Source organism: Candidatus Methylomirabilota bacterium, from assembly GCA_003104975.1.
Classification (GTDB): Bacteria; Methylomirabilota; Methylomirabilia; order Methylomirabilales; family Methylomirabilaceae; genus Methylomirabilis.
Window position 1 is genome coordinate 49,919 of sequence record PQAM01000015.1, and the last position, 19,677, is coordinate 69,595.

A 19,677-nucleotide genomic window follows, 5' to 3' on the forward strand; every position below is an offset into this window, starting at 1 on the left:
GACCTTATGCAGATTCTTGTGATTGGATCGGGCGGCCGGGAACATGCGCTCGCATGGAAGATCGCTCAGAGTCCCAAGGTGACGAAGGTCTGGGCGGCGCCGGGCAACGCCGGGATCGGTGAGGTGGCCGAGTGTATACCGATCAGCGCCTCCGATATCCGCCTCCTGGCCGACTTCGCCGAACGCAGTCGGATCGATCTGACCGTCGTGGGACCCGAGCTGCCGCTGACCCTTGGCATCGTGGACGAGTTTGAGCGTCGCGGACTTCGGATCTTCGGACCCCGCAAGGAGGCGGCCGTCATCGAAGGAAGTAAAGTTTTCGCCAAGGGATTGATGCGGAGGCATCATATCCCCTCCGGCTTCTTTCAGACCTTCGAGTCGCCCGAGGAGGCGCAGCGATACATCCGGGAGATTGGAACCCCACTGGTCATTAAGGCTGATGGCCTGGCGGCAGGCAAGGGGGTCATTATTTGCCGCGAACTGTCTGAGGCCCTGGATGCGGTCAAGAAGATTATGGAAGAGCGGCTCTTCGGCGATGCCGGCCAGCGGATCGTCATCGAGGAGTACCTGGAGGGGGAGGAGGCCTCGTTTCACGCGTTGACCGACGGAGAAACCGTTCTACCGCTGGCATCGTCTCAGGATCATAAACGCGTCTTTAATGGGGATCAGGGGCCCAACACCGGAGGCATGGGCGCTTACTCCCCGGCCCCGATCATTACGGAGTCTATCCACCGGCAGATTATGGAACGGGTCATGATGCCGGCCGTCGCAGGGATGGCGACGGAAGGGCGGCCATACAGGGGCGTCCTGTACGCAGGGTTAATGATCAACAGGGGGGAGATCAAGGTGCTCGAGTTTAATGCCAGATTCGGTGACCCTGAGACGCAACCGCTGCTGTTGCGACTGCGGTCCGATCTGGTCCCGCTGCTGGAGGCAGTCGTGGACGGCCGATTGCGGGATCAGATCATCGACTGGAGACCCGACGCAAGTGTCTGCGTGGTCATGGCATCAAAAGGCTATCCCGGCCCGTACGATCACGGCGCCCGGATCGATGGGCTCGCAGAGGCCGCTACCGAACCAGGTGTGATGATCTTCCATGCCGGGACGAGCAGGGTCAATGAAGACATCGTGACCGGCGGCGGACGGGTCCTTGGTGTCACCGGGCTCGGACGAGACATTCAGGCGGCCATCGCCACCACCTACCGAGCGGTGAAGCAGATCCATTGGGAGGGCGCGCACTACCGAACCGACATCGGCGCCCACGCCCTCGGCACAGTCTCATAAGCGCACAGCAACGTACCATGAGAATCCGGATGGGAAGGAGCGACAGGTGACCACTCACCACAATACGACAACGCACCCCGTGGTCGGGATCATCATGGGCAGCGACTCTGATCTGGCGGTGATGGAACTGACCGCAAAGGCCCTGGAACGATTTGAGATCCCGTTCGAGTTGAAAATCAGCTCTGCCCATCGTTCCCTCGACGCAACACTGGACTATATCCGGAAGGCTGAGGCACGAGGGATCAAGGTGATCGTCGCCGGCGCCGGGGCCGCAGCGCACCTTGCCGGGGTCATTGCGGGCCAGACGACGCTTCCGGTCATCGGGGTGCCGCTGGCCTCGAGCTCGCTGAAGGGTCTGGACGCGCTGCTCTCTATCGTGCAGATGCCCGGCGGTGTGCCGGTCGCCACGATGGCGATCGGCGAGGCGGGCGCGAAGAACGCCGCCATCCTGGCCGCGCGGATTCTGGCGCTGTCGGACGAGCGGCTCCAGCGCAAGCTGCAATCGTTCAAGGAGGCGCTCGCCTCTGAAGTGGAGGAAAAAGATCGCACGCTCCAGAAGCGCCGCGCCTGAACTCCCCCTCTCACGCGAGACCGCTCGCTTTGAGGGATCGTTCCTGGCCGGGACGCACCGGGCGAGTGTTCGGTGGGTGTCGCTGTACTGCCTGCTCTTCGTCGGTCTTGTGACCGCCTTTCACCTCTGGTTCATCAGCTCGGGACGGTTCGATCTGGCGCCGGACGAGGCCCACTATTGGACCTGGTCGAAGCGGTTGGACTGGAGCTACTACAGTAAAGGGCCGATGGTGGCCTACCTGATTGCCCTTTCTACATGGTTTGGGGGCGATACCGAATTTTTTGTCCGGCTACCGGCGGTTGTGCTCTCAACCGGCACGCTCTTCCTCACGTTCCTGCTGGCGAATCGACTCTGCCGCTCCAGATGGGCCGGCCTGGAAGCGGTGCTTCTGCTTGCCGCCATACCGCTCGCGCAGGCGGGTGCGATTTTAATGACGATCGATGCCCCGCTCGCATTCTTCTGGTCCCTCACGCTGCTACTCATCCACCGCGCGCTCACCGCAGAGGGTCACGCCTGGTGGCTCCTCGCAGGGATCGGCCTCGGGCTTGGTTTGCTCAGCAAGTACACGATGGCCATCATGGTACCGCAGATGTTCCTCTATCTCATATTATCCCGACACCACCGGTTCTGGATGCGGCGGCCGGGTCCCTACCTCATGTTGGGCGTCGGCCTGCTCATCTTTACCCCGGTTATCTTGTGGAGCGCCACGCATCACTTTGTCTCATTTCGTCACCTCCTGGAACAGCTTGGTGCAAGCGGACACGGGGTGATGCCGCTGAAGAGCACAGGGGAATTCGTCGCATCTCAGGTCGGCGTCGTGACCCCTGTCCTGTTGGCACTCCTGATGCTCGGACTCCGGGAGGCCGGTCGGGCCGGACTCGTTCGACGGACCGATGATACCTCGCTGTTTCTCTTGTGCGCCTCAGTACCCCTCTTGGCGGTCTGTCTCATGACCAGTCTGTGGACGAAGGTACAAGCCAACTGGGCCGCGCCGGCCTATATCGCGGCCGCCGTCGCCGTCGCCAGGTGGCGACACGGCTCACTCGCCGACGACATCCCGGCCTGGCGATGGACGCGCAGCCGCGCCCTGCTCGCCTGCGCGTTAGCGACCGGTTTCCTGGTCGGCGCGATCGGCCATTTTCCGCATGCGCCGGCCTCAGTGGGCCTGCCGCTCCCTCGCAAGCTCGATCTGACCAGGCGGCTCAGGGGATGGGCAGAACTCGGGGCGCGGGTCAATACGATCTACGAAGAGATGAGTCAAACCGGCCCGACGTTCCTCTTCAGCGACCGGTATCAGGTCGCGAGCGAGGTACAGTTCTATGTACCCGCCCATCCGAAGACGTACAACATTCAACTTGGCCGACGAATGAATCAGTTTGACGTCTGGGGCGGAACCGAGGAAGTACAGGGCTGGAACGCCATCTATGTCACGGATCGATCGGCGCCGCCCGATGCGGTGCTCCGTTCCTTCGACAGGGTGGCTCCGGAGCGTCCGATCCACCTCTCGGATGGCGGACAGACGACCCAGCCCAACCCGTGGTTCATCTTCCGCTGCTATGGTTTCCACCAATTCCCTCCGGCTGAGCAGATCGGATACTAGATGCGGGACGACTCGCCCCATCGCGCCGCATGCGACGATCTTCGACAGGCACCATGGCTGTCCGTCGTGATCCCCTTTTACAACGAGGAAGAGAGCATCCGTCCCCTTCATGACCAAATCGCCGAGGTCCTGGATGGGCTCGGACGAGCGTACGAGGTGGTCGCCGTCGACGATGGCAGCACCGATCGGACGCCCGCCGTTCTCGAGGCGATCGTGAAAGAGGATCCGCGGTGGAGGATTGTGGTACTTCGGCGGAACTTCGGCCAGACGGCCGCCCTTTCCGCGGGCTTTGATCATGCGACGGGCGACGTGATCGTGACCCTCGATGGAGACCTCCAGAACGACCCGGCCGACATTCCGAGGCTCTTGGAGCGTATCCAGGATTATGACGTGGTCAGCGGCTGGCGGGCCGATCGTCAGGATCCTTTCCTGTCAAGGCGACTACCCTCAATGATCGCGAACTGGCTTATCTCCGTCACAACCGGCGTTCGGCTGCACGACTACGGATGTACGCTGAAGGCGTATCGACGGGTCGTCGTAGAGAACCTCCGGCTGTACGGGGAGTTGCATCGGTTTATCCCGGCCATTGCCAGTTGGATGGGCGTTGCCATCGCTGAGGTAAAAATCAACCACCATCCAAGACGATTCGGACGTTCCAAGTACTCCATTGTTCGAACGGTACGGGTCCTCCTGGATCTGATCGCCGTCAAGTTCCTCCTTCGTTTCAGCACCTCGCCGATCCAGATCTTCGGCGGGTTGGGACTCGCCATCGGCACCGCCGGGGGAGGATTGCTTCTGTACCTGGCCGGCATCAAGCTCCTCATGAACCAATCGATCGGCGGCAGGCCGCTCTTACTGCTCGCGATCCTTCTCCTCATCCTGGGGGTCCAGCTTGTCGGTATGGGCCTGCTCGGCGAGATGGTCGCGCGCGTCTATCATGAAACACAGCGCAAACCGATCTACATGGTCCACCGGATCATCCGTGAGGTCAAGACTGCAGGAGACGGCATTGAACTCGACCAATAGGACAGCAACAAAGATGTGGCAGTTCGGCCTGAAGCTCGCCGTCAGCATCGCGTTACTGGCCTTACTCTTATCCAGGACCGATCTGCAGGCCCTCGCTACCCTCTTTCGCTCCCTGCGTTTTCCGATCTTTTTCGGATCTGTACTGTTGTATCTGCTGGTTCAGTTACTCAGCACTATTCGCTGGAGATGTCTGCTTCAGGCCGAACAGATCCATCTCCCGTTCTGGCGTCTCATTCTCCTGTACTATGAGGGGATGTTCTTTAACCTGATGCTGCCGACGGCGATCGGCGGCGATGTGGTCAGAGGCTATCGGGTCTCACGGCTGACCGAACGACGCGAGGCGTCGTTGGCCTCGATCCTTGTTGAGCGACTCTCCGGTTTTGTCGCGATGGCCATTATCGCCTGCATCGCCGTGGTCCCCGCCTATGCCCACCTAAGCGACCCGTTGATTATGTGGTTGACAGCCGGCTCGGCGGTCGGGATGGTCGTCCTCGTCGCATCATTGCTCAGCGATCGACTTCAGGCGCTGTTCTTCAGGTTGCTTCACGGCGTCGGTCTGGGCAGATTTCACGAAACCCTCCATCGTCTGTATGAAGCGGTTCAACAGTACTGGGCCCACCGAGCAACCCTCTTACTCGCACTGGGGCTCTCGTTGGTCTTGCAGTCCCTGGTCATCACGATCTTCTACCTGATCTCGCAGGCGCTCAACCTCTCCGTCCCCTTTCACTATTTTTTTCTGTTTGTCCCGTTGATGAGCGTGATTTCGATGGTGCCGATCTCGATTGCCGGCCTCGGGCTTCGAGAAGGGAGCGCCGTCTATCTCTTCACCAAGGTCGGTCTGGATGCCGCCGGCGCCATCAGCCTGTCGCTGCTCTGGTTCGTCGTCACGGCTCTTTGCAGCGGGTTGGGGGGAATCGTGTTTCTGGTCGGTCCCTCAGAGCACCGAATAGACACGTAAGCGCCGAATCCGATCATGCTTGCCACATCATGGCTGGAACGATTGCACGAGTGGGACGAGGCGGGATTCTACGTGATTACCCGTACCCTCCGGAATCCGATCTTCGACCTTCTGATGCCCTTCATTACTGATAAGTGGAACTTCGTCCTGCCGGCGGCCGCGCTGCTCGGGTACGTATTGCTCTTCCGACCAAAGCGTGATCGGATCATCGCCTTGGCCGCGATTGCCGTCATTCTTCTTGCCGATGAAACCAGCCAGCTCTTGAAGGATCTCTTTGAACGGACCAGGCCTTTTCATCCCCTCAGAGACCTGACGCGTCCCGTTTCGTTCTCGTTTCCCTCAAACCACGCCAGCAACACGTTTGCTTTGGCTACATTTCTCTCCTATAATTATTCACGATCAGGATGGCTGTGCTTCCCTGCGGCGGTCCTCGTGGGCTATTCCCGGGTCTATGTCGGCTCCCATTATCCGTTTGATGTCGTGGGTGGAGCGCTCTGGGGGATCCTGATCGGACTTCTCGGCGTCACAGTGGTCCGGTATGTGATGCGGATCGTCGGAATCGACGCAACGGGCAACGCGAGAGACAACAAAAACCAGCCGACCTACGAACCCGATACGTTTCAGTAGTTGCCTAAGGAGTGCAACCATGAGTGGCCAACAGATTCGACTGACGTCGTTGTCGCACGGGGCCGGCTGAGCCTGTAAAATCAGCCCTGCTGATCTGGCTCAGGTGCTGGGCCAGCTTCCACAATTTGACGACTCGCGCATTCTTGTGGGGGCCGAGACCTCCGACGATGCCGCCGTGTACCAACTCGACGGCGGACAGGCCATCGTCCAGACCGTCGACTATATCACTCCCGTCGTCGACGACCCCTACAGTTGCGGTCAGATCGCCGCCGCCAACTCGCTGAGCGACATCTATGCGATGGGTGCGACCCCGCTCTTCGCCCTGAACATTGTCGGGTTTCCCGTGGGATCGCTATCCTTGGATATCCTGGCGGAGATCCTTCGCGGCGGCGCCGATAAGGTTCGGGAGGCCGGGATCCCGATCATCGGAGGCCACAGCATTGACGATCCGGAGCCCAAATACGGCCTCGTTGTCACCGGACTGATCCATCCTGCAAAAATCTATAAGAACTCGACTGCCCTGATCGGCGATGATCTGGTGTTGACCAAACCTCTCGGCATCGGGATTATCACAACGGCGATTAAGCGCGGCAAGGCCGCACCATCAACGATCGATGCGGCCGTCGCATTGATGGCAACGCTGAATAAAGACGCATCGGAGGCCATGGTCGCGGTAGGCGCCCACGCCTGTACGGATGTGACCGGTTTCGGACTGCTCGGCCACCTGCATGAGATGACGACAGGGAGCAAGATGGGCGCGCGGGTGTGGCTTTCGAAGATCCCCGTCCTGCCGGAGGCCTGGGATCTGGTCAGACAAGGGGTCTGCCCTGGTGGAACAAAACGCAATTATGACTCGCTGCAATCCGCCGTTACATGGGATCCAGGGATTGATGAAGAGGCCCGACTGATGCTCTGCGACGCCCAGACCTCCGGCGGCCTCCTGATCGCTGTCCCGAAGGACAGGACGGCGGCCCTTGTGCGGCGCCTGAATGAGCGCAAGACACCGGTCGCGGCCCTCATCGGCGAAATCATCGAGGACCAAGAGGGCCGGATCCGCGTGGAGCCGTAGCTTCGATTCCCTCTCGGTAAGAAGTGTCAGGAGATGAGGAGTCGCATATGAAGGAACACTACACAGCGGTCATCAAGCAGAGAGGTCAGTGGTGGATCGGATGGGTTGAGGAGGTTCCGGGCGTAAACTGCCAGGAGGCTACAAGGGACAAGTTACTTGAAAGCCTTCGGATAACGCTTCGGGAAGCATTGGAGTTCAATCGCCGCGAGGCGCTGGAGGCAGTACATCGGACCCTCATGAAAATCCCCACCGACATCGGTCTCACTGTCGAAGAACTGCTTCAATACAGGTAGTTCGTCCACCCAATACCCATACGCTAGTAGCCGACTCATGGTCATAATAGCCCCCCGACCCTGTCATTGCGAGCGACCGAAGGGAGTGCGGCAATCTCATTGTCTTTGGTTAGAAAGTCCCTCCTCACCCCCGCCCTCTCCTCCAAAGGAGGCGAGGGGAACCAAAAAAGACCTCCTCTCCCCCAATGGGGGGGGGAGGATAAAGGTGAGGGGGATTTTTCGGAGCAACGATCCCATCCGGCGTCTGGCTTTCTACCCCGGACCTTCATCCTCACGGACAGACTACAGGTGCAAGCGGTAATAGTGTCCTGTTCTAAAATTCGTCGCATATTTTTCGACGTCATTCCGGCCAAGCCCGCAAAGCGGGCGCGAGCCGGCATCCAGAAAATAAGCCGACAAGACCCGCCGTATCTGTAAGAGGGCGTAGAGTCCACAAATCGCTTGCTAACGGCTGGATCCGATTCTACAATTCGCCATCACTATAGAAGTCTTTGGCGCGAATAGGCTGACCAATCTACGTAATAGTTGAGCCTCATCAAAGGAGAAATAGCATGGACCCCAAACTCCTTGAACTCGCAAAAACATACGCCTTCATTGACCTTTGGTATAACTGGACGATTCGATACGGCGATGAAATGTCCAAGAGACAGCACGTGGGGTTCGGTTATAGAGCGGGGGTTTTTTATCCCAACGGAGCCAAGTTCGGCCAACATCACGACGACTGGCCCGCCTTTTTTAACGCCATGGCGGTTCTCGGAGTTCCGTACACAGGCATCAATGCGCTTTACTCATACTTGAATCATCCATCTTTCAAGACTTACTGGGATACAGGTGGCGTTATTTTTAATTTCCCGTAATACCATAGTCTTTTGTGTGCACTGACATCAAACCGCCCATAGTCTATAGACCTTCTGATGCCTGACGTAGGCATACGGCGGACTCGCTCCGCTCGCCGTTGATGCTGGGCGTTGGCCTCCTTACCCAGGGCGTGGCGAAAATGCGAGGTAGGTGATCGATGGCACGAGGAAAGAAGAGCGAATCGAAACGCCCCATTGAGTCGTACGAGCACAAGGGCAAGGAGCGGATCAACAACCCGCCGGTCGGGTTGGTGACGCCGGAGACTGACCCGGACGCCGGACAGAAGAAGACTTACGCTTACGACCCACATCTCGAACCGCAACTGCAATGGGCCGGGAAGGCTGAGCATACCTCATTTGAAGTCCCCACCGTCTCGCTCCCCGTCCACGAGCGGATCGAAGCCTACCGGGGGACGGAGTCGCTGCCCTTCGAGGTGGGCGAACACAAACGCGTTGCTGTTAAGATCGTGGACGACCGAGGCATCGAGCGCCTGAAGATTCCGGAGGTGGAGTAATGCCGCACATCTCGATCGATCAGGAGCGCCTGGCGGATTTCTGCCGACGATGGCGAATCACCGAACTGGCATTGTTCGGATCGGTCCTGCGGAAGGATTTCAGTCCCGAAAGCGATGTGGATGTGCTCGTCGTATTTGGGCCAGACGCAGATTGGCGGTATGAGCATTTTCTGACGATGGAAGAGGAATTGGAAGCCCTGTGCGGCCGAAAGGTCGATCTGGTTGAGAAGCGGTTGGTGGAACAAAGCGAGAATTACATTCGACGCAAGCACATATTGACACACTTGGAACCGCTCTATGTGGCGAGATGACGCGTATTTGCTGGACATTCTGATCGCCGCCAGGCGCGCCTCAGAGTTCACTCGCGAGATCACCTGGGACCAGTTTCGCCAAAGCCATTTGCACCAGCATGCCATTGCAAAAGCCCTCGAGAACATCGGCGAGGCCGCCAGGAAGGTATCTGATGAAACCAAGGCTGCCCACCCGACCATTCCCTGGGATCAAATGATTGCCATGCGACATCGGATCGCCCACGACTATTTTCGTCATGTCGCGGGTGGTGCAGCATATCTGGGACGCGATACGGTGGGAGAACAGCGAGAGACTCACGCCGGTCTTCGACTGCGACCATCCTATCCGCTCAACGGCTGAGATGCGCGCCTGGTATACCGGTAAGCCGTATGAGCGCACCCACAGATCGCACATCCACGTGTGCGTCTATGACAGTACGTGGGAAGCTTCCGACGCCTTTGTGTTGGACGACAGCGATCACGTCTCTGCCTGGGTAAAGAACGACCACCTAGGCTTCGAGGTGTTGTATGTCTATCGTGGCGTGGTGCGAAAGTACCGGCCCGACTTCCTGGTTCGTCTCGCCAACGGCGAGATGCTCGTGCTGGAAACTAAGGGGCAGGATACGGAGCAGGACCAGGTCAAGCAGCGCTATCTGAACGAGTGGACGCAGGCCGTCAACGCGCACGGCGGGTTTGGGCGCTGGCGCGTGGCGGTGGCCCCGCGGCCTGGCGAGATTCGAGATATTGTGATGCGGACTACAGCAGCGGACGACAGCGCACGGACATCGTCGTGTTATCGGACCGTCGGCGGACGACGACGATGGCGGATCAGGATGCGCCGGCCGGAGATCCGTAGGGCGAGCGCAGCAGCCATCGCGGCCAAGAACAACGACAGGGCGCCGTCCGACAGCGTCGGAACGCCTGAGACGTTCGCGGAGTTGAACGCAACCCCTGTTGGAGCCGTTCCCACCACGATCGGGCTGCCGACCACACTGTTGGTGGCGGTCGCGATGACCGAGACGGTGTTCGAGCCTTGATTCGGCACGTAGACCGACAGACCGTCCGGGCTCGCAGCAAGAAAGTCAGGTCTCTGTCCCACCGGGATCGTGGTTGTGACCGTGTTGGTGGCGGTGGCGATGACCGAGACATTGTCAGATACGAAGTTGGCCACATAGGCGAAGGCGCCGTTCGGGGTGATGGCGATGCCGGCCGGGTTAGATCCCACCGGGATCGTGGTCGTGACCGTGTTGGTGGCGGTGGCGATGACCGAGACGGTGTTGGAGCCGGAGTTGGCGACATAGGCGAAGGCGCCGTTCGGGGTCACGGCAATCTGCTCAGGGGTCGGCCCGACTGAGATCGTCGTCAGTACGGAGTGTGTTGCGGTATCAATGACCGAGACACTGGCCGAGCCGGAATTCGTCACATACGACAGAGCCGACGCATCCGCAGCCTGTAGTCCCAAGAGCGTCGCCACCATCAGACAGATGATGGTCGCCATGACGCCCCACCGGCGCAGCGCACCGTTTCCCAACGTCTGTAATTGCTTATATCTGATCAGTGCAGATGCCTCTATCATCACACGCGGTAACGACCGGACCCCCACCCGTCTCGTGCACGATCTCCTGATCCCAACGTCGCCCCAAGCTTGAAGAACAGTAATCAAGCTGATCAACGTTTGTCAAGGAAATTCGCTAGTTCGCCGCTTATGTGACAATCAGTCCGGCGTAGCCGACGACGCTGGAGTAATCTTTGGTGATGTCGCCTGAATGAGCGTAGCGGACCAGTTCCGTTGAGGTAGCCCCAAGCTCTTTAGCCGCAATCAGCATGGCCGTGGTCGGATGAAATCCACACATGGTGATACCTTCGCGTCGTACGACTCGATGCAGGCGCTCTGGATCGCACGCCAGGATCGCATCGATTGCGTGGCGATCTTTTACCTGAGCCTGTTCCCGGCTGACGTAATGACTCATGTCGGTGCTGGCCACCATCAGTACCGATCGATCCGACTCTTGGATGGTCCGAGCCACCGCCAACCCAACGTCCCGGCAGACGGCATATTCGCTGCTGAAGAGGCAGATCGGCACGAAAGAGAAGGACCGGCCGGACGCCTGAAGCAGGGGGAGCTGTACCTCGATCGAGTGCTCGCGCCGGTGCCCAAGATCATCCTCCTCGATCGTCTGGGAGTATCGTAGGATTGCTTGAGCCAACTCTGTATCAACGGGCACCTGTCCCAGGGGCGTTTCCCATGCGCCCTCGGTCATAATCGCCACCCCCGCTCCTACGCCGGTGTGGTTCGGCCCCAGAAGAACCACCACATCCGGAACGATGAGCCTGGCATAGACGGCTCCGGCCACCCTCCCGGAATACATATAGCCGGCATGAGGGACAACGGCCCCGATCGCCCGGACCCTGGGGGACTCCCCTGCGATCAAGTCGGCGGCCTGCGCTTGCAACCGGTCGGGTATCCCCGGATAGAACGAGCCGGCTACGACCGCCCGTCGAATCATCGTCGATTCCTCACGGCCCGCTCAGCGCTCCACATCCTACCGTGTCGATAACGAACGATCCACACCGGCTCGACAGGCCGGACCCGCACTGAGGAGCGTTGCAGCCGCTTCGATGACCTGCTCGACCGAGATCGATTGCATACACAGACGATCTGTTTCGATCAGACACCGTCGCTTTGAACAGGGGCTGCACGGCAAGGGCACCCGCAGCACGACCCCTTCACCCCCATAGGGACCGACAAGTCGCGGATCGGTCGGGCCAAAGAGCGCAACCAGGGGCGTACCGAGGGCGGCTGCCAGGTGCATAGGACCGGAATCCACCGTTACCAGAAGGTCGATCCGCTGAAGGAGTGCAATCAGATCCTTAAGGTCGGTCCGACCGGTGGCCACGAACGGTGGTGGGTTCATGCGACGCGCCAGACGCCTGGCAATCGGAAGGTCCGCGGAGGATCCGATAAAAATGATCCTGGCCCCATACCGATGAGCCAGTATCTCCCCCACGTGCGCGAACTCCCCCTCTCCCCAGAGTTTCGTGCGCCAACGCGCCTGAGGATTGAGGGCGATCACCGGCATATTCGGCCCGACCCCTGCCTCCGCCAGGAGCGCCTCCGCCCTCGCCCCGTCGTCTGGCCTGGAAGCGAATACAAAGGTCTTCACCAGCGGTTCTGCGCCCAGAAACCTGGCAGCCTCCAGGTACCGGTCTACGGCATGCACAGGCCCGGGCGGAAGCGGCACCACGTGCGTCAACGCGCGCCCGCTCCCCTCGCGGCCCCCCGCGAGGCCGACCCGGAATGGTGCACCGGCGCAGAGCACCATCAGCGCGCTCTTCAGCAATCCCTGCAAATCAATCACCAGGTCGTACTGACCGCGACGGAGTTCCGCGATCAGCGCCGCGACCTCCCGCAGCGTCCCCGACCCGTGAAGGGGCGATCGCACCGCTCTTCCCCACCGCCTGCGGCCTGACACGATGACCCGATCCAGCAGGGGATGACCCAGCAGCAGCCCTGCCGCCTCCTCCTCTATCAGCCACGCGATATATCGATCGGGGTACCGTCGTCTGAGCGAGCTGAGAAACGGCAGCGCATGGACCACATCGCCGAGCGAACTCGGCTTGATGATGAGGATGCGCTGTACCCGGTCCATCGGTACAGGGTCACGTCGGGATGGGGCGCTCATCCCTGGTGGCGCCTTTGCGCAATCCACTCGGCAGCCTCCAGCAGATCGCTCGCCGTATGGGCGGGCATCGGACCCCCTGCTGCGCGCAGGCGCTCCAACGACTCCCGCCCGTAGCCTGTCAGCACCAGCACCGCAGGGAGACCCAGCCGATCCGCCAGCCGCATGTCGCTGACCTTGTCCCCAACCACATACGACCGTTCCAGGTCCACCTGTTGCTCAGCGGCCGCCTGCTGAACCAATCCGGGTTCAGGCTTCCGACACAGACAGCCGCGTCTGTACGGGAATCGTCCTTCCCGAGGATGGTGAGGACAGTAGTAAAAGGCGTCGGTCTCTCCACCATCCGCTTGGAGCAGTTGCAGAAGCCGTCGATGCACCGCTTCGACCGACTTCTCAGTGGCGTCCCCCCTGGCGACTCGCGCCTGGTTACTGACGACGATCCGCAGATACCCTGCTTCGCCAAGGCGTTTCAATGCCGCCGCTGCGCCGGGGATCGGTCTCATCAGCTCGGGGTGTTGGATCGCCCCGATCTCCTCATTGATGGTGCCGTCCCTGTCCAGAAAGACCGCAGGGGCTCGCCGGATAGTCTGCTCGACGGAAAGGGGCACACGCGTGAGCAGCGCCTCCGCCGCAGCCACGACCCGTTCCACGTCCAGCCCCTGCATGCATCGATGATCGATCGGGCAGTCGCGGTAGCGGCACGGGCTGCAGGTCGGTGGATTCTGAACAACCTGATGACCGATACCGAGAGGGGCTGTGTGGCGAGGATCCGTAGGACCGAATAGCGCGACGCAAGGGATCCCCAAGGCGGAGGCCAGATGCATCGTCCCCGTATCGTTCGTTAGTAAGAGCGTACACCGCTTCAGCAGGCTGGCCAACTCAGTCAGACCCGTCCGGCCGCCGAAATCGATCACCGTCCCGCGGATCCGATCGCGAAGGATTTTCGTTAGTGACGCCTCCCGCGATGAGCCGAACAGCAAGGCAATCGCATCAAACCGATCGGCCAGACGCTCGGCGACAGCCGCAAATCGCTCGATGGGCCAGCGCTTTGCCGTCCCATAGCTGGCCCCCGGTGTGATGCCGATGACCAGGGAGTGAGGGGGAAGGCCCGATTCAGTGAGCAGCTTCTCGGCCTCCGCGTCGCTCTCCGGCGGCAGCAGGAACCCGCCGGGCCGGACCCACGCATCCCACTTGAGCGCCCGCAGCAATCCAAGGTAGGCCTCAGCCTGATGGAGCACGGCCCCGCTCGATGGCCGCACCCCGACCGTCAACAGCGGGCCCCGCCCGTCGGCGATATAGCCGATACGATGCGGGATCCGTGCCAACCAACCGATCAGCGCAAACCGGAAGCTGTTTGGGAACAGCAGGGCCAGATCAAAGGATCGCTGTCGCAGCACGGTCGCCGCCCACAACAACTCGCCGCGAGGGGGCAATTCAATAAGTTCGTCGACACATGGCAGGGATCGAAACAGCGGACTGAGCCATGGACGCACCAGGAGCGCGATCCTTGCGCCGGGAAACGAGTGCCGCAGGTTGGCAAGGGCGGGTAGTGCGAGCACCGCATCACCCAACCAATTCGGGCTTGCGACCAGAATCGATCGCACCCGGTCAGCTTCGAACGTCCGTCGAACGTGCAGCGTCGCAGGAGTCATGGCTCTGAGTGTAGGGGGTCGGGTGTAGGATGGAGGGTATAGGGTGTCGGGTAGTCGGCGTGCGGTTGGGTCTTCCATCGACGGTGCACCCACAGCCACTGGGACGGCGCCTTCCGGACCAACCCCTCAATCGCCTTGGTGAAGGACGCCGTGTTGGCCACCACGTCCGCCTTGAGATGCCCGGTCCTGATCAACGGGACCGCTTGCTCCACAAGGACGGTGTGCCGATCCCGCCCGTGTCGGACGATCGCGGCAGGAAGCACCGATGCGTCGGTTCTCATGGCTAAAAGGGCGGGCGCCAAGGCCGTACAGGCCGGCATCCCGAAGAAATCGACAAACACCCCCTCTTTCCAGGTGATGTTCTGGTCCATCAGGATCCCGATACTCTCTCCACGCAGCAGTGTGTGCACCAGCGTCGACATCACCCGCTTCTTCGGCAGCACCCTCGTTCCCCAGGCGGTCCGCATCCGTGTGACGGCGCGATCGAGATAGGGATTGTCGAGGGGCCGCGTCACAATGGACAGCGGCTCTCCCATCAGGGCGGACGCAAGCGGCAGCAGTTCCCATGATCCCAAGTGGGCGGTAATATAGATGATCCCCTTGCCCCGGCGCTTGGCTTCCTCAAAGTGCTCATATCCTTCGATCCGGATGAATTGTCGGAAATTGTCCCGATCAATCTTGAGCATCCGGCAGGTCTCCACAACGGTTCGGCCCAAATTGACGAAGGTCGAACGGGTCAGTTCGGCGACCTCTCGAGATGACAGCTCACCATGAAAGGCCCGGCGCAGGTTGTCCTGGGCGATCGACCGGTGCTTGTGGTCGAGGCGGTACAGTGTCGCCCCAAGCCCCTCACCGATAGAATAGGCCATGGATGACGGCAGGTACACCATACCCCTGGCCAGTCCGGCCACAAGGAGATACTCCAGATAGGCGGCAATCCCGCCACGATCCTTGGACTTCATGACGCGCGTGCCGATACCAGGCGGCTCAACATGGCATCCAACAGTTCAGCGCCCTCGAGCAATTCAAGTGAGATCGATACGGCGTACAGAGGAACACCCAGCTCCGCGACGTTCAGGCGTGCCAATTTTACCATATCCTTTTCCGTCGTCACTATCATGGAGGCACCGACCTGTTCGGCCGCTTCGCGGATCAGCCTCAGATCGGAGGCGACGTAGCGGTGGTGATCTGGAAGGCGGTGGTGCGCCGCAACGACCGTCCCGAGCCGCTTCAGCGTCGTTTCAAACCGGTCCGGATTGGCGATACCGGACACCGCCAGCAGTCGCCGTCCGGTCAACGTCTCAAGGCCCAATGCCTGTCCGCTCCTGACGTCGATCAGGCCCACAGGGCGATGGGTCGCCGCAGCGATCGGGACGGTCGGCGCGTACTGCCGAACAACCTGGATGGCGGGCCCCAGCTCGCCTCCGCCGTCGGCGTTCGTCAGGATCACCATATCGGCCCGTCCGAGCGCCTCCGGCGGCTCCCGCAGTAGTCCGGAAGGCAACAGTCGGCCGTATCCGAGGGGATTCGCCGCATCAATCAGCACGATGTCCAGATCGCGGTGGAGCCCGAGATGCTGAAACCCGTCATCCAGAATAATGACGCCGCACTGGACCTGCTCAAGCGCCAGCCTGCCGACCCGATAGCGATCGGCACCGGTCAAGACGGCAACATCGGGCAGATGCCTGGCCAGCAGATAGGCCTCGTCGGCCGCGATCGGCGGCTCGCACCGGACACGGCTGCCGTCGCTGACGATCGTCGGCGCCGTTGAGCCGCCCCGATACCCCCGTAAGATAATGACGACCCGGTGGCCTCGTTCGCGCAACCGGCCGGCCAGCATCTCAACACACGGGGTCTTTCCGCTACCGCCGACGCTCAGGTTGCCGACGCTCAATACCGGAATCGGAAGTCGGCGCGTCCTGGCAAGACCATGCGCATACAGTGCCGTTCGAAGCGAGACGGCGGCTCCATACGCACGCGATACCGGACGCAGGCACGCAAGCCAGGCCTGCGCGGACCATGGTCCCGGGGGCGCCGCCATGCAGCGCAGCGTCCAGGTCGACAGCGCCTCAATCCCTTTCACGTCGCCAATCGCTCAAGAAGGGCGACGGTCCGTTCGCACGCGCCCTGGTGGGCCGACAGGACCGCCGCGGCCGCCTGGCCCATCTGCTCTCTGGCTGCGGGATCACGCAGGAGTCCGGCAAGCTGCGTGACAAGGTCCTCCGGACCACTCACCTGGACCGCCGCTCGTTGTTCAAGAAAATACGAGCTGATCTCCCGAAAGTTCTCCATGTGCGGGCCAAACAGCACCGGACGACCGTAGAGGGCCGGTTCAAGCAGGTTGTGGCCGCCGCGAGGGATCAGGCTTCCCCCGACAAAGCCAACGCTCCCCACCGCATAGAGTGTCGACAGTTCGCCGACCGTATCTACAAGGATCACCTCTTTGGCGCCGTTTGCCCCGTGCGGCAAGGTGCTCCGTCTCACCGCGCGCAGCCCATGGCCGGCGACCGCTGATTCGACCTGCGCCACACGCTCAGGATGGCGCGGCGCCAGAATAAGCAGCAGATCGGCAAACTCGCCCTGGAGTTGACGAAAGGCCCGGAGCAGCGTCTCCTCCTCACCCGCATGGGTGCTCCCCGCCACCAGCACCGGTTGCTGCGTGTCGATCTGAAGCTCCCGACGCCACCGTTCGGCGAGCGTTGCGGCGTCACCGTGAAGGGCGGCATCGAACTTAAGATTGCCCACGACATGCACACGTGCAGGGCTCGCGCCCAATGCAAGGATCCGCATCGCATCGGCGTCGGTTTGCATACAGAAGAGATCAATACCCTGCAGGACCCGACGGATGAGGGGTCGGACAAGGCGGTACCGTGACAACGAACGTTCCGACAGTCTGCCGTTGATAACGGCGACCGGAATCCGTGACATCGTACAGGCGCGAAGAAAATTCGGCCAGATTTCGGTCTCGGTGAGAAGGACGAGACGAGGTCTGACGTTGGTCAGAGCTCGCTGGACGACGTTCGGAAGATCGATCGGAAAGTAGACGACGGCCTCCGCCTGCGGGAGCATCCGTCCGGCCACCTCTCGTCCGGTTGCCGTAACTGTGGAGACGATAAAGGGGGACGTTGGCCGACGGCCGATCCACCGATTGACCAGGATGGAGGCGGCGCCCACCTCCCCTACCGATACGGCATGGATCCAGACAGGCTGTCCGCCGTGAAGCCGCGAGCGCAGCGCCTCAGGATAATGACCCAGACGCTCCCACCAACCGTCCCGGTAGCGGCGGCTGCGAGCGATCCTCAGTAAGAGGGAGGGTAACCAGGCCAGCAGAACAACGGTCAGCAAAAAAGAGTAGGCAGCATACATCCTGACCTGGCGGTCGTCATCGATCCGTTCCAAAGTACGTGTCGGCTCTCAGGGTGAGCAGATTGAGCCGTTCCTCGAGGGCTTCCCGGTGCTTGGCCACCTCATCCGTTGTTGCCGTCCTGGGTACGTACATCGGTTCCCCCCAGATATAGACGGCGCGAGAGAACGGGATCGGCATGAGAAATCCGTCCCAGCTTCCGAGGATCCGACGGCGCGACGCGCTGAAACTGGCCGGGACGATCGGCGCCCCCGTCAGTCTCGCCATCTCGATGATACCCGACTTGACCTGCGCGCGCGGTCCCCTTGGGCCGTCCGGCGTGATGACCAGATTCAGTCCATTTCGAATCGCGCGAACCATCTGTTTAGCGGCCCGCATCCCGCCCCGCGTTGCCGAGCCGCGAATCACCTCGAGTTCGAAATGGGCGGCGATTCGACTGATATACTCGCCGTCCCGATGCTGGCTGATGAGAATCGCGCCCGGCTGTCCGGGATAGACGAACGGCATCATCAGGAGCCGGCCGTGCCAGAAGGCCACGATGATCCGCTCGCCCCTTGCCCAGCAGCCCTCGGGGTGCGCGCGATCCACATGAACAACCCGCAGGCACCGAAACAGGCACTGTACCACTCTTGCCGCAAGCCATGGGACGATTTGCAGAACCAGCCGATCTTCTTTCAGGACTGCGACCGCTCGGGACAGTGGCGACCTCCCCATTACCCTCTCTGGACCGCCATCTCCTCCGGAACGCCGGACCGCATACACTCAAGGATCGCCTCCGCCGCCCGGCCCGATGCCCCAGGCGGCCCCAAACGATCCCGTATCTGCTGAAGCTCCCGTCGCATCCGGTTGCGGAATTCCGCCGACAGAAGCAGCGGGCGCGCTTCATCGGCAATCCGCTTGGGCGTCGCGTCGAATTGAATCAACTCGGGCGCCACCCGACGTCTCGCCACCAGATTCACCATGCCGATGTACGGAACCCTGATCAACATATGGCCCAGCAGCCATGAGAGGAATGCGAGACGATACACAATCACCATCGGGGTGCCAATGACCGCCGCCTCCAGTGTGGCCGTCCCCGATGCGACCAGGATCAGATCGGAGGCAGCCATCACCTCGCAGCTCCGTCCCTGCGTCACCCTGGCCGACACCCCCTCCTGCTTCAGGCAGGCGCCGATGAGGTCGAGGGGCAACCCATCGGCCGCGGCGATCATGACGCGCAGATCCGAATGCTCCGTCATCAATTGTTTTGCCGTTCGAAGCAGGATGGGCAGGTGCCGCGTCAACTCACCGACGCGGCTGCCTGGCAGCAGCCCCAGCACCGGGGCCTCCCCATCCAGCTCCAGACGGCGACGCGCCTCACCGGTTGACAGGAACGAGAGGGACCGATCCAGGATCGGATGACCGACGTAGAGGGCCTCGACCCCTCTTTCGCGATAGAACTCCTCCTCGAACGGAAAGATGACCAGCAGACGCCGAACATATCGTGCGATCAACCGTATCCGACCCGCACGCCACGCCCACACCTGCGGCCCGATAAAGTAGACGACAGGGATCCCGAGTCGGGACGCCGCACGGGCGAGCCTCAGGTTGAAATCGGGAAAATCGACGAGGATGACCAGATCCGGGCGTTGCTCGCGCAGATACCGGGTCATACCCCGGTACGCCCGCCAGATGGCAGGAAGCCTGGCGGCTACCTCGACGAGGCCCACCACGGCGAGGTCACCTGCATGTACATGGAGACGGACACCCGCCTGGCGCATCCGGTCTCCTCCGATCCCCTCTATCGTCAGCGAGGGCGCGCGACGAAGCAGCTCGGTCACGACCCCGGCGGCATGCAGATCCCCCGAGGGCTCGCCTGCCACGATCAGGATTCGACCACCTCGCATCAGGC

At 61.3% G+C, this 19,677-nt stretch carries 20 protein-coding genes and 2 pseudogenes; 13 read left to right on the plus strand and 9 right to left on the minus strand.

Annotation, left to right across the window (positions count from 1 at the left end; translation table 11 throughout):
- The first annotated feature begins 6 nt into the window (after window positions 1-6).
- The 13 genes and pseudogenes from C3F12_11810 (at window position 7) to C3F12_11870 (ending at window position 9,845) form a co-directional block, all read left to right on the plus strand.
- Complete coding sequence (locus C3F12_11810) at window positions 7-1,284, plus strand: phosphoribosylamine--glycine ligase (GenBank protein ID PWB43922.1); 1,278 nt, start codon at window positions 7-9, stop codon at window positions 1,282-1,284.
- 94 nt (window positions 1,285-1,378) lie between these two features.
- Entirely contained in the window at window positions 1,379-1,855 is a 477-nt protein-coding gene (gene purE, locus C3F12_11815) for a 5-(carboxyamino)imidazole ribonucleotide mutase (GenBank protein ID PWB44017.1), read from the plus strand.
- 76 nt (window positions 1,856-1,931) lie between these two features.
- A complete protein-coding gene (locus C3F12_11820) occupies window positions 1,932-3,455 on the plus strand; it encodes a hypothetical protein (GenBank protein PWB43923.1) in 1,524 nt (507 codons plus the stop codon).
- Window positions 3,456-4,481 carry a glycosyltransferase gene (locus tag C3F12_11825; GenBank protein PWB43924.1) on the plus strand — a complete coding sequence of 342 codons (1,026 nt, stop codon included), beginning with the start codon at window positions 3,456-3,458 and terminating at the stop codon, window positions 4,479-4,481.
- Window positions 4,393-5,439, plus strand: a complete 1,047-nt coding sequence (locus tag C3F12_11830) for a hypothetical protein (protein ID PWB43925.1) — start codon at window positions 4,393-4,395, stop codon at window positions 5,437-5,439. Before C3F12_11825 ends, C3F12_11830 begins: the two co-directional genes overlap by 89 nt.
- Window positions 5,440-5,454: 15 nt before the next feature.
- Window positions 5,455-6,066, plus strand: coding sequence for a phosphatase PAP2 family protein (locus C3F12_11835; GenBank protein ID PWB43926.1), 612 nt, complete (start codon window positions 5,455-5,457; stop codon window positions 6,064-6,066).
- Between the two features lie 19 nt (window positions 6,067-6,085).
- Entirely contained in the window at window positions 6,086-7,135 is a 1,050-nt protein-coding gene (gene selD / locus C3F12_11840) for a selenide, water dikinase SelD (protein PWB43927.1), read from the plus strand.
- Window positions 7,136-7,182: 47 nt separating this feature from the next.
- Window positions 7,183-7,428 carry a hypothetical protein gene (locus C3F12_11845; protein ID PWB43928.1) on the plus strand — a complete coding sequence of 82 codons (246 nt, stop codon included), beginning with the start codon at window positions 7,183-7,185 and terminating at the stop codon, window positions 7,426-7,428.
- A 551-nt stretch (window positions 7,429-7,979) separates the two neighbouring features.
- Window positions 7,980-8,285 carry a hypothetical protein gene (locus C3F12_11850; GenBank protein PWB43929.1) on the plus strand — a complete coding sequence of 102 codons (306 nt, stop codon included), beginning with the start codon at window positions 7,980-7,982 and terminating at the stop codon, window positions 8,283-8,285.
- A gap of 158 nt (window positions 8,286-8,443) precedes the next feature.
- Window positions 8,444-8,686 (plus strand): annotated as a pseudogene (locus tag C3F12_11855) (hypothetical protein).
- 113 nt (window positions 8,687-8,799) lie between these two features.
- A complete protein-coding gene (locus C3F12_11860) occupies window positions 8,800-9,111 on the plus strand; it encodes a DNA polymerase subunit beta (GenBank protein PWB43930.1) in 312 nt (103 codons plus the stop codon).
- Entirely contained in the window at window positions 9,098-9,451 is a 354-nt protein-coding gene (locus C3F12_11865; protein ID PWB43931.1) for a hypothetical protein, read from the plus strand. Before C3F12_11860 ends, C3F12_11865 begins: the two co-directional genes overlap by 14 nt.
- A pseudogene (locus C3F12_11870) lies at window positions 9,339-9,845 on the plus strand (type III restriction endonuclease subunit R). Before C3F12_11865 ends, C3F12_11870 begins: the two are co-directional and overlap by 113 nt.
- 38 nt (window positions 9,846-9,883) lie before the next feature.
- Here the strand turns inward: C3F12_11870 and C3F12_11875 are convergent.
- From C3F12_11875 to C3F12_11915, 9 genes are all read right to left on the minus strand, one after another.
- A complete protein-coding gene (locus C3F12_11875; protein PWB44018.1) occupies window positions 9,884-10,666 on the minus strand; it encodes a hypothetical protein in 783 nt (260 codons plus the stop codon).
- 127 nt (window positions 10,667-10,793) lie between these two features.
- Entirely contained in the window at window positions 10,794-11,597 is an 804-nt protein-coding gene (gene amrB, locus C3F12_11880) for an AmmeMemoRadiSam system protein B (protein ID PWB43932.1), read from the minus strand.
- Between the two features lie 36 nt (window positions 11,598-11,633).
- Window positions 11,634-12,773, minus strand: coding sequence for a lipopolysaccharide heptosyltransferase I (locus C3F12_11885; GenBank protein PWB43933.1), 1,140 nt, complete (start codon window positions 12,771-12,773; stop codon window positions 11,634-11,636).
- Window positions 12,770-14,500, minus strand: coding sequence for a lipopolysaccharide heptosyltransferase II (gene waaF / locus C3F12_11890; protein ID PWB43934.1), 1,731 nt, complete (start codon window positions 14,498-14,500; stop codon window positions 12,770-12,772). Before waaF ends, C3F12_11885 begins: the two co-directional genes overlap by 4 nt.
- Window positions 14,419-15,384, minus strand: coding sequence for a lipid A biosynthesis acyltransferase (locus C3F12_11895; protein PWB43935.1), 966 nt, complete (start codon window positions 15,382-15,384; stop codon window positions 14,419-14,421). Before C3F12_11895 ends, waaF begins: the two co-directional genes overlap by 82 nt.
- Window positions 15,381-16,505 (minus strand): tetraacyldisaccharide 4'-kinase, encoded by a 1,125-nt coding sequence (gene lpxK / locus C3F12_11900; GenBank protein PWB43936.1) that lies wholly within the window; start codon window positions 16,503-16,505, stop codon window positions 15,381-15,383. Before lpxK ends, C3F12_11895 begins: the two co-directional genes overlap by 4 nt.
- Entirely contained in the window at window positions 16,502-17,821 is a 1,320-nt protein-coding gene (locus C3F12_11905) for a 3-deoxy-D-manno-octulosonic acid transferase (GenBank protein ID PWB43937.1), read from the minus strand. Before C3F12_11905 ends, lpxK begins: the two co-directional genes overlap by 4 nt.
- Complete coding sequence (locus C3F12_11910; GenBank protein PWB43938.1) at window positions 17,805-18,500, minus strand: hypothetical protein; 696 nt, start codon at window positions 18,498-18,500, stop codon at window positions 17,805-17,807. The genes C3F12_11905 and C3F12_11910 overlap by 17 nt, the downstream gene beginning before the upstream one ends.
- Window positions 18,500-19,672: a lipid-A-disaccharide synthase gene (locus C3F12_11915; protein PWB43939.1), complete on the minus strand. Its 1,173-nt coding sequence runs from the start codon at window positions 19,670-19,672 to the stop codon at window positions 18,500-18,502. Before C3F12_11915 ends, C3F12_11910 begins: the two co-directional genes overlap by 1 nt.
- Window positions 19,673-19,677: the final 5 nt, after the last annotated feature.

Bases quoted from the DNA above. Each gene is read 5' to 3' on its own strand.
- C3F12_11810 (PWB43922.1), top strand. From the start codon at position 7: ATGCAGATTCTTGTGATTGGATCGGGCGGCCGGGAACATGCGCTCGCA.
- purE (PWB44017.1), top strand. From the start codon at position 1,379: ATGGGCAGCGACTCTGATCTGGCGGTGATGGAACTGACCGCAAAGGCC.
- C3F12_11825 (PWB43924.1), top strand. From the start codon at position 3,456: ATGCGGGACGACTCGCCCCATCGCGCCGCATGCGACGATCTTCGACAG.
- C3F12_11830 (PWB43925.1), top strand. From the start codon at position 4,393: ATGAAACACAGCGCAAACCGATCTACATGGTCCACCGGATCATCCGTG.
- C3F12_11835 (PWB43926.1), top strand. From the start codon at position 5,455: ATGCTTGCCACATCATGGCTGGAACGATTGCACGAGTGGGACGAGGCG.
- C3F12_11845 (PWB43928.1), top strand. From the start codon at position 7,183: ATGAAGGAACACTACACAGCGGTCATCAAGCAGAGAGGTCAGTGGTGG.
- C3F12_11850 (PWB43929.1), top strand. From the start codon at position 7,980: ATGGACCCCAAACTCCTTGAACTCGCAAAAACATACGCCTTCATTGAC.
- C3F12_11860 (PWB43930.1), top strand. From the start codon at position 8,800: ATGCCGCACATCTCGATCGATCAGGAGCGCCTGGCGGATTTCTGCCGA.
- C3F12_11865 (PWB43931.1), top strand. From the start codon at position 9,098: ATGTGGCGAGATGACGCGTATTTGCTGGACATTCTGATCGCCGCCAGG.
- C3F12_11875 (PWB44018.1), bottom strand. From the start codon at position 10,666: ATGATAGAGGCATCTGCACTGATCAGATATAAGCAATTACAGACGTTG.
- amrB (PWB43932.1), bottom strand. From the start codon at position 11,597: ATGATTCGACGGGCGGTCGTAGCCGGCTCGTTCTATCCGGGGATACCC.
- C3F12_11885 (PWB43933.1), bottom strand. From the start codon at position 12,773: ATGAGCGCCCCATCCCGACGTGACCCTGTACCGATGGACCGGGTACAG.
- waaF (PWB43934.1), bottom strand. From the start codon at position 14,500: ATGGAAGACCCAACCGCACGCCGACTACCCGACACCCTATACCCTCCA.
- C3F12_11895 (PWB43935.1), bottom strand. From the start codon at position 15,384: ATGAAGTCCAAGGATCGTGGCGGGATTGCCGCCTATCTGGAGTATCTC.
- C3F12_11910 (PWB43938.1), bottom strand. From the start codon at position 18,500: ATGGGGAGGTCGCCACTGTCCCGAGCGGTCGCAGTCCTGAAAGAAGAT.
- C3F12_11915 (PWB43939.1), bottom strand. From the start codon at position 19,672: ATGCGAGGTGGTCGAATCCTGATCGTGGCAGGCGAGCCCTCGGGGGAT.